Here is a 19,743-nt window from a genome sequence, read left to right as displayed (position 1 = left end):
GCGGTTCTCTTCGGGGACGAGCGGCTCACCCACCGCGAACTGCACGCCCGTGCCAACCGCCTCGCCCGCCTGCTCATCGCCCGGGGCGCCGGGCCCGAACGGACCGTCGCCGTCGCGGTGCCCCGCTCCCCGGAACTGGTGGTGGCCCTGCTGGCGGTCCTCAAGGCCGGCGCGGCGTATCTCCCGGTGGACCCCGGTTACCCGGCGGACCGCATCGCGCACATGCTCGGCGACGCCGGGCCGGTGACGGTGCTGACCACCACCGGGGCAGCCGCGTCGCTCCCCGAGGACGTCCGCTCCGACGCCGTACGGCTCGACGATCCGGACACCGGACGCGCGCTGCGCGCCCTGCCGGACGGCGACCCCACCGACGACGAGCGCACCGCACCGCTGACGCCCGGCCACCCGGCCTACGTCATCCACACCTCGGGTTCCACCGGGCGGCCCAAGGCGGTCGTGGTGCCGCACCGGGGAGTCGCCGCCTACTTCTCGTACCTGACGTCCGGGATCGCCCGGCTCGGCCCCGACGACGTCGTGCTCAACCTGGCGTCCGTCTCCTTCGACCCCTCGGTGCGCGACATCCTCGGCACCCTGGCCGCCGGCGGGCGTGTCGTCATGGTGCCGTCCGACGAGGCCAACGACGCACGCGCCCTCGTCCGCGCCATGCGCCGCCACCGGGTCACCGTGCTGCTCTCCGTCGTACCGTCCCTGCTGGCAGCCCTGCACGAGGAGGCGGCACAGCTGCCCGTCGGCGAACGCCCCTCCCCACGGTTGGTGATGACCTGCGGCGAAGCGCTCACCGAAGGCCATCTCCGGCAGACGGCCGCCCTCGGGAACCCGCTGGTCGTCAACCAGTACGGGCCTACCGAGGCGACCATGAGCAGCACCTTCCAGGCGGTGGGCGAGCCCGGGGCACGGCGGTCCGGCGGGCGCTTCCTGATCGGCCGTCCCCGTCCGGGCGTCCGTGCCTACGTCCTGGACCACCGGCTGCGCGTGGTCCCCGCCGGAACGCCCGGCGAGCTCTACCTGGCAGGCCCCGGCGTCACCCGGGGTTACGCGGGCCGCCCCGGTCCGTCCGCCGAGCGCTTCCTCGCCGACCCGTACGGCGGGCCCGGCACCCGCATGTACCGCACCGGCGACCTGGCCCGCTGGACCGCGGACGGTCGCCTGGACCACCTCGGCCGCGCCGACCACCAGGTCAAGGTGCGCGGCCACCGCGTCGAACCCGGTGAGATCGAGGCGGTCCTGGAGAGCCACGAGGCGGTCGCCCGCGCCGTCGCGGACGTACGCCGGGACACGCCCGAGGGCGATCTCCGACTGGTCGCCTACGTCGTCCCGGAGACCGGAACCGGGCTCAGGCTCGGGAGCGCCCCGGCCCCGGCCGAGTTGCGCCGCCACGCCGCGGCCGGCCTGCCCGGCTACATGGTGCCCTCCGTGTTCGTCGTCCTGGACCGGCTGCCGCTCACCCCCAACGGCAAGGTCGACCGCCGCGCCCTGCCCGACCCCGGCGCCACGGACGGCTCCGCGGCGGACGGCGGCCGCGAGGCGCGCACGCCGCTCGAGGAAGTGCTGTGCGGCCTGTACGCGCGGCTCCTCGGCGTCGGCCGGATCGGCATCGACGACAGCTTCTTCGACCTGGGCGGACACTCGCTGCTCGCCACCCGCCTCGTCGCCCACCTACGCAACGCGTTCGGCGCCGACCTGCCGGTCCGCGCCGTCTTCGAGGCCCCCACGATCGCGGAACTCGCCGAACGCGTCGCCGCCGCCGCCGGCGCCCCGCCCCGTCCCCGTCCCGCCGCCGGCACCAGGCCCGACGACATCCCGCTGTCCTCCGCCCAGCGCCGCCTGTGGTTCCTGCACCAGTTCGCCGAGGGCGCCACGGACGGCTACCACATGCGGGTGGTGCTGCGGCTGCGCGGTCCCCTCGACCTCCCCGCGCTGCGCGCCGCGCTTGCCGACCTGACCGCCCGGCACGAGGCGCTGCGCACCGTCTTCCCCGACACCGACGGCCGCCCCCGCCAGGAGATCCTGGACGTCGATACCGAGCGGGCCCGCCCGGACCTGGAGGCGGTCCGCGTCGCGGAGGCGGACCTGACCACCGAGCTGGAGCGGACCGTCCGCCGGCCCTTCGACCTGGCTGCCGAGATCCCGCTGCGGGCGGCCCTGTTCGAGCTGGGGGAGGACGACCACGTCCTGGCACTGGTGCTGCACCACATCGCCGCCGACGGCTGGTCGTTCGGGCCGCTGGCGGCCGACCTGTCCACCGCCTACCGCAGCCGTACGCGGGGGCAGGCGCCCGACTGGGCCCCGCTGCCCGTCCAGTACGCCGACTACAGCCTGTGGCAGCACGACCTGCTCGCCGACGACGGCGCGGACGGGGTGACGGCCCGTCAGCTCGCGCACTGGCGGCAGCGGCTCGCGGACCTGCCGGACCGCATCGACCTGCCCGTGGACCCTACCGTCGCCGCGTCCGGTGACACCACCACCGTCGCATCAGGTGACCCCACTGGCACCGCACCCGGCGGCTCGTACCTCTTCCGCATCCCGGCACCGCTCCACGCCCGCCTGGCGGAGCTGGCCCGCGAGCACTCCGCCACCGTCTTCATGACGCTCCAGGCCGCCCTCGCCGCGCTGCTGACCCGCCTCGGCTCCGGTACGGACATCCCGCTCGGCACGGCCGTGGCCGGGCGCGGTGACGAGGTGCTGGAGGACCTCGTCGGCTGTTTCGTCAACACGCTCGTCCTGCGCACCGACACCAGCGGCGACCCGGACTTCCGCGAACTGCTGCGGCGGGTGCGGGAGACCGACCTCACCGCCTACGCTCACCAGGACGTGCCCTTCGAGCGTCTCGTCGACCACCTGGGCGTGACCCGCTCCCTGGACCGCAACCCGCTGTTCCAGGTGATGCTGGCCGCCCAGCCCGAGCTCACCCGCGGCGCCGTCGAACTCCCCGGCCTCACCGCCGAGCCGATCCGCGTCGGCGCCGCCACCGCCCGCTTCGACCTCTCCTTCAACATGGCCGAACACCGCACTTCCGACGGCACCCCGGACGGGATCGACGGCCGTGCCGAATACCGCGCGGACCGTTTCACCCCCGCGACGGTACGGCTTCTCACCCGGCGCTGGACCCGGCTCCTGGAGTCCTTCGCCGACGACCCGGACCTCACCGTGTCCCGGGCCGCCACCACCGCCGACGACGAACGCCGGCGGGTACTCACCGACTGGAACGACACCGCCATGGACGTCCCGTCCGCCACCGTGCCCGAACTCCTCGCCGACCGCGTCGCGCGCACCCCGCACGCCGAGGCCGTCGTCTGCGGCGCCGACCGGCTCACCTACGCGCAGTTGGACACCCGCGTCGACGCCCTCGCGCGCCGCCTGCGCGCGCTCGGGGCCCGGCCGGAGCGCCGCGTCGCGGTGCTCGTCCCGCGCTCGACCGGCCTGCCCGTGGCCCTGCACGCGGTCCTGCGCACCGGTGCCGCGTACGTGCCCGTGGACCCCGGCCTCCCGGCCGAGCGCATCGCCCTGCTGCTCGCCGACACCGACCCGGTGTGCGTGGTGACCACGGAGGAGGCGCGCGGCCTGCTGCCCTCCGCCGTGCGGGCCCCGGTCCTGCCGCTCGACGGGACGCCCGGACCACAGGACGCCTCCGGGCCCGACACCGGGTTCGAGGCGCCGCACCGCGACAGCACCGCCTACGTCATCCACACCTCCGGCTCGACGGGGCGCCCCAAGGGCGTCGCCGTCCCGCACCGGGCCGTCGTCAACCGGCTGTGGGGCATGCAGGAGCAGTACGGTCTCCAGTCCGACGACCGGGTGCTGCACAAGGCCTCCGCCGGCTTCGACGTCTCCGTGTGGGAGCTGTTCTGGCCGGTGCTCGCCGGCGCCGCCGTGGTCGTCGCCGAGCCCGGGGCGCACCGCGACCCCGCCCGGCTCGCCGAGCTGATACGGGACCGGTCCGTCACCACCGCGCACTTCGCGCCGACCGTCCTGCACGCCTTCCTGGACCAGCCGGCCGCCGTCGGCTGTACCGGGCTGCGCCGGGTGTTCTCGGGCGGCGAGGCCCTGCCCGCCGACCTCGTACGACGCTTCCACGACGTGCTCGGCGCCTCGGGTGTGGCTCTGTTCAACCAGTACGGTCCCACCGAGGCCACCATCGACGTCACCTGGTGGCGCTGCCCCGCCGACCCCGGGGGCCCGCCGCCGCTCGGCCGTCCGGTCGCCAACACCCGCCTGTACGTCCTCGACGCGGCCCTGGAGCCGGTACCGCCGGGCGCCTCCGGTGAGCTGTGGATCGCCGGTGCCCAGCTGGCCCGCGGCTACCTGGGCCGCCCCGGCGCCACGGCGGAGAGCTTCGTCGCCGACCCCTTCGGCCCGCCCGGCTCCCGGATGTACCGCAGCGGCGACCTCGCCCGCTGGACGGAGAACGGCGAACTGGAGTACCTGGGCCGCGTCGACGACCAGGTCAAGGTCGGCGGCGTACGCGTCGAGCCGGGCGAGGCCGCGGCCGCGCTCGGCGAGCAGGAGGGTGTGAGCGCCGCCGTGGTCGTGGCCCATGAGGCTCCCTCCGGCGGCCGGCGCCTGGTCGGCTACGTCGTGCCCGAGCGGGGCCGCACCCTGGACGGGGGACAGGTGCGCCGCCGGGCCGCCGACACCCTGCCCGAGTACCTGGTCCCCGCCGAGATCATGGTGCTCGACGCCCTCCCCGTCACCCCCCACGGCAAGCTGGACCGCGCGGCCCTGCCCGTTCCCGATCCCACCGGCACGGCGGACGGAGGACGCGCGCCGCGCACCCCGGCCGAGGAGACCCTCTGCCGCATCTTCGCCGAACTGCTCGGCATCGGTGCCGGGAGCGTGGGCGTGGACGAGGGGTTCTTCGCGCTGGGCGGGGACAGCATCATGTCGATCCAGCTGGTCAGCCGGGCGCGGCGGGCCGGTCTGGTCCTCACCCCGCGCGATGTCTTCACCCATCAGACGGTGGCCGAACTCGCGCGGGTCAGCAGGCGCGTGGACGACCGGCCGGCCGTCCGCGCCGAGGACGACGGGACGGGACCCGTCGAACTCACCCCGATCGTCCACAGGTTGCGCGAGCGCCGCGGCCCCGTCGAAGCCTTCCACCAGTCGGTGCTGCTCCAGGTCCCGGCCGGGTTGGGGGAGGAGCGGCTGACGGCGGCGGTGCAGGCGCTGCTGGACCACCACGACGCCCTGCGACTGCGGCTGACCCGGACGGCGGGCGGACTGGTTTGGGCGCTGGAGGTGGGCGAGCGCGGTTCGGTGGATGCTGCCCGGTGTGTCCACCGGGTGCCCTCGGTCGGCGCCGACGCCGGTGGCGGTGTGGTGGGGGAGATGCGTGCGGCGCTGGCGAGGCTCTCGCCGGGGTCGGGTGTGATGGTGCAGGTGGTGTGGTTCGACGCGGGTCCGGAGGTGTCGGGCCGGTTGCTGGTGGTGGTGCATCACCTGGCGGTGGACGGGGTCTCCTGGCGGATCCTGCTGCCGGATCTGCGGCAGGCGTGGGAGTCGGTGGCGGCCGGTGAGCCGGTGCGGCTGGATCCGGTGGGCACGTCGTTCCGGCGCTGGGCGGGACTGCTCGGCGAGCGGGCGCAGGACCCGGCACTGCTGGAGGAACTCCCCTACTGGACCGACACGTTCGCGGCCCCGGAGCCGCCACTCGGTTCCCGCCCGCTGAACCCCGTGCAGGACACGGTGGGCACGGCGCGGCAGCTCACGGTGACGCTGCCGGGGACGCACACGGCACCGCTGCTGTCGTCCGTCCCGGCCGCCTTCCACGGCGGCGTCGACGACGTGCTGCTGGGCGCACTGGCCCTCGCGGTGCGCCAGTGGCGCGAGGCGCGGGGCGTGGAAACCGACGGCGGGGTGCTGGTCGACCTGGAGGGCCACGGCCGCGACACCGACCGGCCGGACGTGGACCTCTCCCGCACGGTGGGCTGGTTCACCCGGGTCCACCCCGTACGGCTCGACGTCACGGGCGACGATCCGGTGGACGCGGCCAAGCAGGCCAAGGAGCAGCTCGGCCGGGTGCCGGGACAGGGCTTCGGCCACGGCCTGCTGCGCTACCTCAACCCGCAGACGGCCCCGCTCCTGATGCACTGCGCCCGGCCGCAGATCGGCTTCAACTACCTCGGCCGTATGACCACGTCCCTGGACGCCCAGGCTTCGTCCGCGTCCGGAAGCACAGCCGGAAGCACCGACTGGACGGTGGCCGACGACGCGCACGGACTGGGCGCCGGTACAGATCCGGCCACCCCGCTGCTGCACGCGCTCGACGTCAACGCGGTCGCGGTCGACGGGGCGGAGGGTCCGGTGCTGTCGGCGACGTTCTCGTGGGCGGGCGGTCTGCTCGACGAGGCCGAGGTGCGGGAGCTGGCCGAGCGGTGGCTGCGGGCGCTGGAGACCATCGCGGGCACGAATACCGGGACCGGTGGCCACACGCCGTCCGACTTCCCCCTCGTGTCCCTGACCCAGGAGCAGGTGGAGGCCCTCGAGGCCGCGTATCCCGGCCTGGAGGACGTCCTTCCGCTCTCCCCGCTCCAGGAGGGACTGCTCTTCCACGCCGTCTACGACGGCGGCGAGAGCGACGTCTACACCCCGCAGCTCTGCCTGGACCTCGAAGGTCCGCTCGACGCGGACGCGCTCAGGGCCGCCTGTACGGCGCTGCTGGCCCGGCACGCCAACCTGCGGGCCGCGTTCGTCCACGACATCACGGACACCCCCGTCCAGGTGATCGCCCGCGATCCCGGACTCCCGTGGCTGACGGCCGACCTGAGCGGCCTGCCCGACACCGCGCAGGCCGCGGAGAGCGACCGGATCGCGGACGCGGAGCTCGCCGAGCGCTTCGACCCGGCGCGCCCGCCCCTGCTGCGGGCCGCGCTGCTCCGCCTCGGTGACAAACGCCACCGACTTGTTCTGACGCATCATCACATCCTGTTGGACGGCTGGTCGGTGCCCGTCCTTGCCCGTGATCTGTTCGCCCTGTACGCGGCCGGGGGCCCAGCGGCCACGCTGCCCCGGGCCGCCCCCTACGGCGACTACCTGCGCTGGCTGGCCGCGCAGGACCGTGACGACGCGCACGCCGCCTGGGCCCGGGCTCTGGAGGGGGTGGACGAGCCCACGCTCGTCGCCCCCGCCGCCTCCGACCGGATGGCGCCGGCCGCGCGCCCCGGACGGGTGCACCCCGAGCTCCCTCCGGGCCTCGCCACCCGCCTCGTCACGTGGGCCAGGTCCCGCGGGCTCACCGTCAACACGGTTCTCCAGGGCGCCTGGGCGCTGCTGCTGTCCCGGCTGACCGGCCGTGACGACGTGGTCTTCGGTACGACGGTGTCCGGCCGGCCGCCGGAGGTGCCCGGCATCGAGACCATGGCGGGCCTGTTCATCAACACCCTGCCCGTCAGGGCGCGGCTGGACCAGGACCGGACCCTCGAGGAACTGCTGCGCGGCCTCCAGGACGAGCAGGCCGGGCTGATGGCCCACCAGTACCTCGGGCTGAGCGACATCCAGAGTCTCGCGGGCCTGCCCCGGCTGTTCGACTCGGCCATGGTCTACGAGAACTATCCGGTGGACGAGAAGGCCACGGCCCTCACCGGCACCTCCCTCACCCTCACCCGCGCGGAGACCCGTGAGGCCGCCCACTACCGGCTCATGCTGATCGCCGCACCGCGGGAGCAGGGGTTGTCCCTGCGCATCGAGTACGCGCTCGCCGCGTTCGGCGACGAGGAAGCATGCGTGCTGGCCGACCGGTTCGTGCGGGTGCTGCGGGCGTTCGTGGACGACCCCCACCGGCCCGCCGGCACGGTGGACGTGCTGTCGCCGGAGGAGCGGCACCGCATTCTGGCCGACTGGAACGACGTCGACGCGGATGCGGTGGAGCCCGCCGCGAGCGTCGTCGAGGCGTTCGCGGCGCAGGTGGCGCGTACGCCGGAGGCCGTGGCCGTCCGCTGGGACGGCGGGGTGCGGACGTACCGTGAACTCGACGAGCGGGCGGACCGCCTCGCGGCACGGCTGATGTCCCTGGGGGCCGGTCCGGAGGACCGGGTCGCGCTGCTGATGGACCGCTCGCCGGAGACCGTGACGGCGATCCTGGGCGTGCTGAAGGCCGGAGCGGCCTACGTACCCCTCGCCCCCGACCTGCCCCGGGCCAGGCTGGACGAGATGCTGCGGCAGACCGGGGCGTCGGTGGTCGTCACCGACGAGACCCACCGGGGCACGGCGCCCGGCCTGCTGCCCCGAGCCGCCCACTTCCTCGCGGTGACCGACGACGGGGTGACCGACGACGACCCGCGACAGGACCAGGCCGTCGCACCTCCCGTGGTGCGCTCCCACCCGGACAATGCCGCCTACGTGATGTTCACGTCGGGCAGCACCGGCGAGCCGAAGGGCGTGACGGCCACCCACCGCGGTGTGGTGAGCCTGGCCCTGGACCGTCACTGGACGAGGACGGCGACCGATCGCCCCGTCCGGACGCTGCTGCACTCGCCGTACGGCTTCGACCCGTCCACCTGCGAACTGTGGACGCCCCTGCTGAACGGCGGGGAGGTCGTGGTGGCCCCGCCCGGCGAGCCCGACGTGGCGGCCATCGCCCGGGCGGTCCGCGAGCACGAGGTCACCCTGCTCCTGCTGACGGCCGGGCTCTTCCGCGTGGTGGCCGAAGAGGACCCGGGCTGCCTCGCCGGCGTCCGCGAGGTGATGGTCGGCGGCGATGTCGTCACGGCCGCCACCGTCCGCCGGGTGCTGGAGCACTGCCCCGACACCGTGATCACCGACGCGTACGGCCCGACCGAGATCACCGTGTACGCCACCGCCCACACCATGGACGACCGGCGTTCGGTGCCGTCGACCGTGCCGATCGGCCGTTCCCGTGACGGCATGCGGGCCTATGTGCTCGACGGCCGGCTGCGGCCGGTGCCGCCCGGGGCGCCGGGCGAGCTGTACATCGCCGGTGACGCCCTGGCGCGCGGCTACCTGAACTGGTTCGCGCAGACGGCGGAGCGGTTCGTCGCCGATCCGTTCGGTCCGGCCGGTACCCGTATGTACCGCACGGGCGACCTGGTGCGCTGGACCCCGGAGGGAGTGCTGGAGTTCCTCGGGCGGGCCGACCACCAGGTCAAGATCCGCGGCTTCCGCATCGAACTCGGCGAGATCGAGGCGGTCCTCGGCGAGCAGGACGACGTGGCCGACTCCGTCGTCCTGGTGCACCGGGCGCCCTCCGGTGCCAAGCACCTTGCCGGCTACGTCGTGCCCGAACCGGGCCGCACCCTCGACACCGACCGGCTGCGCGCCCTGGCCGCCGAGCGGCTGCCGGAGTACGCGCTCCCGAGCACCCTGCAGGTCCTGGACGCACTGCCCCTGACCCGGCACGGGAAGCTGGACCGCACCGCCCTCCCGGTGCCGCACCCGGAGGGCGCGGGCAGCGGCAGGGAACCCCGCACGGAACGGGAGAGGCTGCTCTGCGCGCTCTTCGCCGATGTGCTGGGCGTGGAGCGGGTCGGCGCGGACGACGGGTTCTTCGCGCTGGGCGGGGACAGCATCATGTCGATCCAGCTGGTCAGCCGGGCGCGGCGGGCCGGTCTCATTCTCACCCCGCGCGATGTATTCGAGCGGCAGAACCCCGCCGCACTGGCACACGTGTGCCGCGATGTCGACGGCCCCGCCACCACGACGGAGGACGACGGTACGGGTCCGGTCGAGGCGACTCCGGTGATGCGCTGGCTGCGGGAGTGGCGGGGCACGGCGGAGGGTTTCCAGCAGTCGGTGCTGCTCCGGGTCCCGGCCGGGTTGGGGGAGGAGCGGCTGACGGCGGCGGTGCAGGCGCTGCTGGACCACCACGACGTGCTGCGGCTGCGGGTGTCCGGGGACTGGGCGCTGGAGGTGGGTGAGCGGGGTTCGGTGGATGCCGCCCTTTGCGTCCGTCGGGTGCCTTCCGTGGGTGCTGATGTGGTGGGGGAGGTGCGTGCGGCGCTGGCGAGGCTCTCGCCGGGGTCGGGTGTGATGGTGCAGGTGGTGTGGTTCGACGCGGGTCCGGAGGTGTCGGGCCGGTTGCTGGTGGTGGTGCATCACCTGGCGGTGGACGGGGTCTCCTGGCGGATCCTGCTGCCGGATCTGCGGCAGGCGTGGGAGTCGGTGGCGGCCGGTGAGCCGGTGCGGCTGGATCCGGTGGGCACGTCGTTCCGGCGCTGGGCGGGACTGCTCGGCGAGCGGGCGCAGGACCCGGCACTGCTGGAGGAACTCCCCTACTGGACGCACATGCTGGGCACGGACGAGCTCCCGCTCGGCCGTCGCGCGCTGGACCGGTCGCGGGACACCACCGCCACCGCCCGGCACCTGACGGTGACGCTGCCGGGTGCGCACACGGCACCGCTGCTCTCATCGGTCCCGGCCGCCTTCCACGGCGGGATCGACGACGTGCTGCTGGGCGCGCTGGCCCTCGCGGTGCGCCAGTGGCGCGAGGCGCGGGGCGTGGAAACCGACGGCGGGGTGCTGGTCGACCTGGAGGGCCACGGCCGTGACGGCGACCGCGCCGATGTCGAGGCGGACCTCTCCCGTACCGTCGGCTGGTTCACCCGCATCCATCCCGTACGGCTCGACGTCACCGTCTCCGGGGACGACCCCGCGGACGCCGTCAAGCGGGTCAAGGAACAGCTGCGGGCCGTTCCCGGCGACGGCTTCGGGTACGGCCTGCTGCGCCATCTGAACGCCGGGACCGTGACCGCTCTCGCGGCCCTCGCCGAGCCGCAGATCGGTTTCAACTACCTGGGCCGCACGGTCTCCGTGTCCTCGGCCGACTGGACTCCGCTCGACCGGCCGGGCGGACTCGACGGCCCGGCGACGGCACTGCCGCACGCTCTCGAGATCAACGCCATCGCGAAGGACGGCCCCGAGGGTCCGGTGCTGTCGGCGACGTTCTCGTGGGCGGGCGGTCTGCTCGACGAGGCCGAGGTGCGGGAGCTGGCCGAGCGGTGGCTGCGGGCGCTGGAGACCCTCGCGGGCACGAATACCGGGACCGGTGGCCACACGCCGTCCGACTTTCCCCTCGTGTCCCTGACCCAGGAGCAGGTGGAGGCCCTCGAGGCCGCGTATCCCGGCCTGGAGGACGTCCTTCCGCTCTCCCCGCTCCAGGAGGGCCTGCTCTTCCACGCCCACTACGACCACGAGGGCACCGACGTCTACACCGCTCAGGTCGAACTGGACCTGGACGGACGGCTGGACGAGGCGACCCTGCGGGAGGCATGGACGGCGCTGCTGCGCCGCCACGCCAACCTGCGGGCCGCGTTCGTGCCCGACGTCGCCGGCGTCCCCGTCCAGGTGGTCGTGCGCGACCCCGGACTCCCCTGGCGAGCCGTCGATCTGCGCGCCCTGCCCGAGGCGGACGCGGAGGCGGAAGCCGGCCGGATCGCCGCCGAGGAGCGCGCGAAGCGCCTCGATCCGGCGCGGGCACCGCTCATGCGCCTCACCGTCGTGGGCCTGAGCGACACCCGGCACCGTCTCGTCCTGACGAATCATCACATCCTGTTCGACGGCTGGTCGGTCCCGATCCTCGCGAAGGAACTGTTCACCCTGTACGCCGCCGCCGGCGGCACCGGCGCGGACCTGCCGCCGTCCACCCCCTACAGCGACTACCTCGCCTGGCTCGCCGTACAGGACGGACAGGCGGCCGAGCGGGCCTGGGCGGACGAACTCGACGGGGTGGAGGAGCCGACCCTCCTGGCCCCGGACACCTCGGCCGCCCTCGCCGGGGCACCGGGCGTCCCCGCCAGGATCGGCGCGGAGCTCCCCGCGCCGACCGTGACGGCACTGCGCCGGCTGGCGCGGGACCGGGGCCTGACGGTCAACACCCTGGTGCAGGGCGCCTGGGCGCTGCTGCTGTCCCGGCTGACCGGCCGCGACGACGTCGTCTTCGGTACGACGGTCTCCGGCCGGCCGCCGGAGATACCCGGCATCGAGTCCATGGCGGGACTGTTCATCAACACCCTCCCGGTCCGGGTCGTCCTCGACCCGGCCGAGCGGCTGGCCGACCTCCTGCTGCGCGTCCAGACCGCCCAGTCGAAGCTGATGGCCCACCAGCACATCGGTCTGAGCCGGATCAACAGGCTGTCCGGCCTGCCGCGGCTGTTCGACAGCCTCGTGGTCTTCGAGAACTACCCGGTCACCGGAGGGGCCGTCCCGTCCTCGGGTCTCGCCGTCAGCGGCTCGAAGGTCCACGACGCGACCCACTACCCGGTGACCCTCGCCGCCGGACTCCGCGACGACGAACTGTGGCTGCGGCTCCACTACATGCCGCACCTCCTCACCGAGGAGGCCGCACGCACGCTCACCGGCCGGTTCCGGACGCTGCTGCGGACACTCGCCGACGACCCCACCCGTCCGTCCGGTTCCGTCGAAGTCCTCACCGCCGAGGAGCGGCACCGCATCCTCACCGACTGGAACGACGCCGACGCGGATACGACGAAGACCGCGACGAGCGTCGTCGAGGCGTTCGCGGCGCAGGTGGCGCGTACGCCGGAGGCCGTGGCGGTCCGCTGGGACGGCGGGGTGCGGACGTACCGTGAACTCGACGAGCGGGCGGACCGCCTCGCGGCGCGACTGGTGTCCCTGGGGGTGAAGCCGGAGGAGCGTGTCGCCCTGCTGATGGAGCGTTCGCCGGAGGTCGTGACGGCGATCCTCGGCGTGCTGAAGGCCGGAGCGGTCTACGTGCCCCTCGACGGAAGACTGCCCAAGGCCCGACTCGCCTCGATGACACGACTGGCCGGGTGCCGCGTCGTGGTCACGGACGGCAGCACGACCACCGACGCCCTGCCCGGAATCGAGCACGAGGTCCCGGTCCCGGCCGGCGATGACGACCGTCCGGAGGAGCCCCCCGTCCGGGCCCCCGCCGTGCGTGTCCTGCCGGACAGCGCCGCCTACGTGATGTTCACGTCCGGCTCCACCGGCGAGCCGAAGGGCGTGGAGATCACCCATCGCGGAGTGGTCGGCCTGGCCACCGACCGCCGCTGGAACACCGGTGCCGCCTCTCGTGCCGGCAGGGTCCCGCACCGGGTGCTGCTGCACTCGCCGTACGGCTTCGACCCGTCCACCTACGAGCTGTGGATGCCCCTGCTCGGCGGCGGCGAGGTCGTCGTCGCACCGCCCGGCGACCTCGACGTACCCACCATCGCCCGTACGGTCCGCACGCACGGCGTGACCTCGCTGCTGCTCACCGCCGGACTGTTCCGGGTGGTCGCGGAGGAGGACCCCGGCTGCCTGGAGGGGGTCCGGGAGGTGCTGACCGGCGGAGACGTGGTCTCGTCGGCGTCCGTGCGGCGTGTCCTGAACGCGTGCCCGAACACGGACGTCACCGACATCTACGGCCCGACCGAGATCACCCTGTTCGCCACCCAGCACACCATGCGGGACGCGGCCCGGGTGCCGGGCAGCGTCCCCATCGGCCGTTCCCGTGACGGCATGCGGGCCTATGTGCTCGACAGCCGGCTGCGGCCGGTGCCGCCCGGCGCGGTGGGCGAGCTGTACATCGCCGGTGACGCCTTGGCGCGCGGCTACGCGCACCGGTCCGCGCTGACCGCGGAGCGGTTCGTCGCCGATCCGTTCGGTCCGGCCGGTACCCGTATGTACCGCACGGGCGACCTGGTGCGCTGGACCCCGGAGGGAGTGCTGGAGTTCCTCGGGCGGGCCGACCACCAGGTCAAGATCCGCGGCTTCCGCATCGAACTCGGCGAGATCGAGGGCGTACTGGGTGAACAGGACGAGGTCGCCGATGCCGTGGTCCTCGTGCAGCGGGCGCCCTCCGGCGGCAAGCACCTCGTCGGCTACGTCGTGCCCGAACCGGGACGCGGGCCCGACCTGGGCACGCTCCGGGCGAGCCTCGCCGAACGGCTGCCGGAGTACATGGTCCCCTCCGACATCCTCCTGCTCGACACACTGCCGCTGACCGCGAACGCCAAGCTCGACCGCGCGGCCCTGCCCGTGCCCGGCTTCGCCGGCACGACGGGCGGAGGACGGGCACCGCGCACTCCCGTGGAGCGGACCCTCTGCGCCCTGTTCGCGGAGGTGCTGGGCGTGGAGCGGGTCGGCGCGGACGACGGGTTCTTCGCGCTGGGCGGGGACAGCATCATGTCGATCCAGCTGGTCAGCCGGGCGCGGCGGGCCGGTCTGGTCCTCACCCCGCGCGAGATCTTCGAGCACCGGACACCGGCCGCGCTGGCGGAGGTCTGCCGCACCGCCGGCGAGGAAGCGGCGGACACTGTCGAGGACGACGGTACGGGTCCGGTCGAGGCGACTCCGGTGATGCGCTGGCTGCGGGAGTGGCGGGGCACGGCGGAGGGTTTCCAGCAGTCGGTGCTGCTCCGGGTCCCGGCCGGGTTGGGGGAGGAGCGGCTGACGGCGGCGGTGCAGGCGCTGCTGGACCACCACGACGTGCTGCGGCTGCGGGTGTCCGAGGACTGGGCGCTGGAGGTGGGCGCGCGTGGGTCGGTGGACGCCGCCCGGTGTGTGCGCCGGGTGTCCTCGGCCGATGTCGATGTCGATGTCGATGTCGATGCCGGTGTGGTGGGGGAGGTGCGTGCGGCGGTGGCGCGGTTGGCGCCGCAGGTGGGTGTGATGGTGCAGGTGGTGTGGTTCGACGCGGGTCCGGAGGTGTCGGGCCGGTTGCTGGTGGTGGTGCATCACCTGGCGGTGGACGGGGTCTCCTGGCGGATCCTGCTGCCGGATCTGCGGCAGGCGTGGGAGTCGGTGGCGGCCGGTGAGCCGGTGCGGCTGGATCCGGTGGGCACGTCGTTCCGGCGCTGGGCGGGACTGCTCGGCGAGCGGGCGCAGGACCCGCGGGTGACCGCCGAACTCGCGTACTGGCAGGAGACGTCGAGAAGCGGTGAGCCGACGCTCGGCAGCCGGGACCTGGACCCCGCACGCGACACCGCCGGCACGGCACGACGGCTGACGGTGACGCTGCCGGGTGCGCACACGGCACCGCTGCTCTCATCGGTCCCGGCCGCCTTCCACGGCGGGGTCGACGACGTGCTGCTGGGCGCGCTGGCCCTCGCGGTGTGCCAGTGGCGCGAGGCGCGGGGTGTGGAAACCGACGGCGGGGTGCTGGTCGACCTGGAGGGCCACGGCCGCGACACCGACCGGCCGGACGTGGACCTCTCCCGCACGGTCGGCTGGTTCACCCGCGTCCTTCCCGTACGGCTCGACGTCACCGCCTCCGGGGACGACCCCGCGGACGCCGTGAAGCGGGTCAAGGAGCAGTTGCGGGCGATACCCGGTGACGGCGCGGGGTACGGTCTCCTCCGCCACCTCAACGCCGACACCGCGCCCGCGCTGGCCGGTCTCGCCCGGCCCCGGGTCGGCTTCAACTACCTCGGGCGCACGCCGACGTCCGCCTCCCCGTCCGGTGCCGACTGGTCACCGGTCGCACAGCCCGGGGGACCCCACGCCGATCCGGCCACCCCGCTCGCGCACGCCTTGGACATCAACGCCCTCACGGTCGACGGGGCGGACGGCCCGGTGCTGTCGGCGACGTTCTCGTGGGCGGGGGAGCTGCTCGACGAGGCGGAGGTGCGGGAGCTGGCCGAGCGGTGGCTCCGGGCCCTTGGGACCCTGGCGGGCGCGGGCGCGGAGAACGGTGGCCACACGCCGTCCGACTTCCCCCTCGTGTCCCTGACTCAGGAGCAGGTGGAGGCACTGGAGGCCGCCCACCCGGGCCTGGAGAACGTCCTCCCGCTCTCCCCGCTCCAGGACGGCTTCCTGTTCCACGCGCTGTACGACACCCAGGACACCGACGTCTACACCGCCCAGCTCGTACTCGACCTGGCCGGCCCCCTGGACGCGTCGGTCCTGCGCGAGGCATGGACGGCACTGCTGCGCCGGCACGCCAACCTGCGGGCCGGGTTCGTGCACGACGCCACCGGAGCCCCCGTCCAGGTCATCGTGCGCGACCCCGGACTGCCCTGGCACACCGTGGACCTGACCGGCGTACCGGCGACGGAGCACACCGTCCGGCGTGACCGCGTCGCCGAGGAGGAGCGGTCGGCGCGGTTCGACCTGTCGCGGCCTCCGCTGCTGAGGATCGCGCTGGTCAAGCACGACGAGGAGCACCACAGCCTCGTCCTGACGCCGCACCACATCCTGCTCGACGGCTGGTCCATGCCCGTGCTGCTCCGCGAGATGTTCGCGCTGTACGCGGCACGGGGCCCGGCGGCCGGACTGCCCGCCGTCACCCCGTACGGCGACTACCTCGCCTGGCTCGCGGCCCAGGACCGGGAGGCCGCCAGGGCAGCCTGGACCGCCGAGCTGGCCGGGCTGGACGAACCGACGCTGCTCGCCCCCGGGGCGGTCGGCACGTCCACGGTCGAACCAGGCCACGTCGCCCTGGAACTGCCCTCCGACACGGTCGCGGCCCTGCACCGGCTGGCCCGGGAAGCGGGCCTGACGGTCAACACCCTGGTACAGGGCGCCTGGGCGGTGCTGCTGTCCCGTATGACGGGCCGTGACGACGTCGTCTTCGGCGCCACGGTCGCGGGCCGCCCGCCGGAGATACCCGGCGTCGAGTCCATGGTCGGACTCTTCATCAACACACTTCCCGTCCGGGTCGCCCTCGACCCGCGGGCGACCGTCCGCCAGACGCTCACCGGACTCCAGACCGGCCAGTCGTCCCTGATGACCCACCAGCACCTCGGTCTGAGCGAGGTCACGAGGCTGTCCGGCCACCCCGCGCTCTTCGACACCCTCGTGGTCTTCGAGAACTACCCGGTCGACCGGGAGTCGCTCGCCCCGCGGGCAGGCGCCTCCGGGCCGCGGCTCACAGGGGTGAAGGGCCGGGACGCCACCCACTACCCGCTGAGCCTGATCGTGACCCAGGGGTCCCGGAGAACCGAAGGCTCACCGGACTCCCCGGGCGGTGGCCTCACCCTCCGCCTCGGCTACCAGCCCGCGCACTTCGACCACGCGGCCGTGACCGCGCTGGCGGAACGGCTGGGCCTGCTGCTGCGGGAGTTCGCCACGGAGCCCGGCCGGAGGCTGGCGGCCGTCGACGTGCTCCGTGACGAGGAACGCGACCTGGTCCTCACCCGGTGGAACGACACGGCGGTGCCCCTCGCACCGACCACCCTCCCCGAGCTGTTCGCCGCCCAGGCCACCCGTACACCCGACGCGCCGGCCGTCGTCCACGGGACACAGCGGCTGACCTACGGCGAGCTGGCCGCCCGCGTCTCCGCCCTCGCCGACCACCTGCGCCGGGCCGGAGCCGGACCGGAGACCCGTGTCGCCGTCGCCGTGCCCCGCTCCGCCGACCTGGTCACAGCCCTCCTGGCGGTCCTCGGGACGGGCGCCGCGTACGTCCCCGTCGACCCGGGCCTTCCGGCGGAACGCACCGCCCTGCTCCTCGAGGACACCGAACCGGTCCTGATCCTGGTCACCGAAGCGGTGGCGGCACAGTCCCCGCTGCCCGCAGGCGACACGCCCGTCCTGATCGTGGACGCCGACACCAGCGACGGCACACGCACCTCCGGTATGGACACCGCCCCCGACCCGCGCAACCCCGCCTACGTCGTCCACACCTCCGGCTCCACCGGCCGGCCCAAGGGCGTCGCCGTCTCGCACGAGGCCGTCGTCAACCGCCTGCTGTGGATGCAGGACGCGTACGGGCTCACCGCCGGGGACCGGGTGCTGCACAAGACCCCGGCCGGCTTCGACGTCTCCGTGTGGGAGCTTTTCTGGCCGCTCGTCACCGGCGCGGCCCTGGTCGTCGCCCGTCCCGACGGACACCGGGACCCGGCCTACCTGGCGGAGCTGATACGCGCCGAAAACGTGACGACGGCGCACTTCGTGCCGTCGATGCTCGGCGCGTTCCTCGACGAGCCCGCCGCGGCCGGGTGCACCGGACTGCGCCGGGTGGTGTGCAGCGGCGAGGAACTTCCCGCCGACCTGGCGGCCCGCTTCCACACCGTGCTGCCCGAGGTGTCGCTGCACAACCTGTACGGCCCCACGGAGGCGGCCGTCGACGTCACCCACTGGGACTGCGAGCCGGACGCCCGGGGCCCCGTGCCGATCGGCCGACCGGTCTGGAACACCCGGGTGTACGTCCTGGACGCGGGGCTGCGTCCGGTGCCGCCCGGGGCCACCGGCGAGCTGTACCTCGCCGGGGTACAGCTGGCGCGCGGCTACCACGGCAGGCCCGCGCTGACCGCCGAACGCTTCGTCGCCGACCCGTACGGAACGGGCGGGCGCATGTACCGCACCGGCGACCTGGCCCGCCGGCGTGCCGACGGTGCACTGGAGTACCTGGGCCGCGCCGACCAACAGGTCAAGGTGCGCGGAGTACGGATCGAGCCGGGCGAGGTCGAGGCGGTCCTGCGCGCCCACCCCGGCATCGCCCGCGCCGCCGTCGTCGTACGGGCCGACGGGCAGGGCGAGGCTCGGCTGATCGCCTACGCAGTGCCCGCCGTCGCCCACCCGGCCCCCGCGTCCGTCGATCCGGCCCTGTTGCGGCAGTACGTCGCGGAGCACCTGCCGGAGTACATGGTGCCCGCGGTCGTCGTGACCCTGCCGGACCTGCCCCTCACCGTGAACGGCAAGCTGGACCGCAAGGCGCTGCCCGAACCCTCGTTCATCGCACCCGGAGGCGGGCGCCCGCCGCGCGACGCCGAGGAGCGGCTGCTCTGTGAGCTGTTCGCCGAGGTGCTCGGCGTGGACCGGGCCGGCCCAGAGGACAGCTTCTTCGAGCTGGGTGGACATTCGTTGCTCGCGGTCCGGCTGCTGGGCCGTATCCGCTCGGCCACCGGCTCCGGCTCCGGTACCGCCCTGGGCATCCGCTCGCTGTTCGACGCGCCGACCCCCGAAGCCCTGGCCCGTCTGCTGCGTTCCGGCGGCGGGTGTGGGACCGGAGCCGAGGAGGCGACACGGGCCCTGGAGGTCCTGCTGCCGCTGCGCGCCACGGGCACCCGGCCGCCCCTGTTCTGCGTCCACCCGTGGGCCGGGCTGAGCTGGCCGTACGCCGGCCTGCTCCGCTCCCTCGGCGAGGACCGGCCGCTGTACGGGCTCCAGGCCAGGGGGCTGGCCCGGGCCGAGGAACCGCCCGCGTCCGTGGGCGAGATGGCCGAGGACTACCTGGCCCGGATCCGCGAGGTCCAGCCCGAGGGCCCGTACCACCTGCTGGGCTGGTCTTTCGGCGGCCTGGTGGCCCACGAGATGGCGGTGCGGCTGCGTGAGGTGGGGGAGGACGTCGCGCTGCTGGCTCTGCTCGACGCCTTCCCACCGGACGCGACCGCCGCCGCCGCCGAGCGTGCCGAGGCCGACGGATCGCCCTCGCAGGACCGGACGGACGGCGACGTCCTCGCCCGGCTGTTGCGGTTCCTCGGCCACGAGGCGCCCGGCTTCCCGGACGGCGGCCCGGTGGACGCGGAGGCGGCCCGCGAGGTCCTGCGGCGCGAGGGCGCGCCCCTCACCGACATCCCGCCGCGGACGCTGCGGGTGTGGCCCGGCATCGCCGCCCGCCACGCCCGGCTGCAACGGGAGTTCACCCCCCGGCACTTCGACGGTGACGTCCTGCTGTTCACCGCCGAACCGGACCCGGGGACGGACGCGCCGGCCCCCACATCCTGGACGCCGTACGTCGGCGGACGCCTCGACCCGCACCCCGTCGCCTGCGGTCACCACGACATGACTCTGCCCGGCCCCGTCACAGAGATCGGCCGTGCCGTCGCGGAACGTCTGGAGAGCACCGACCGCCCCCACACCACCTGA

General features: G+C 74.3%; 1 protein-coding gene (running past one end of the window). It reads left to right on the top strand.

The genetic code is table 11. The features are described 5' to 3' along the window. On the top strand, positions 1-19,743 hold the 3' portion of the coding sequence (locus V4Y04_RS03545; protein ID WP_332425771.1) for a non-ribosomal peptide synthase/polyketide synthase. It extends 9,381 nt beyond the left edge of the window; only the last 19,743 of its 29,124 coding nucleotides appear in the window; its start codon lies beyond the left edge, outside the window; it ends in the stop codon at positions 19,741-19,743.

It is taken from the genome of Streptomyces sp. P9-A2 (assembly GCF_036634175.1).
Lineage (GTDB): Bacteria > Actinomycetota > Actinomycetes > Streptomycetales > Streptomycetaceae > Streptomyces > Streptomyces pratens.
The sequence above is the reverse complement of the archived record's forward strand: the minus strand, read 5'-3'. Positions and strand labels throughout refer to the sequence as shown.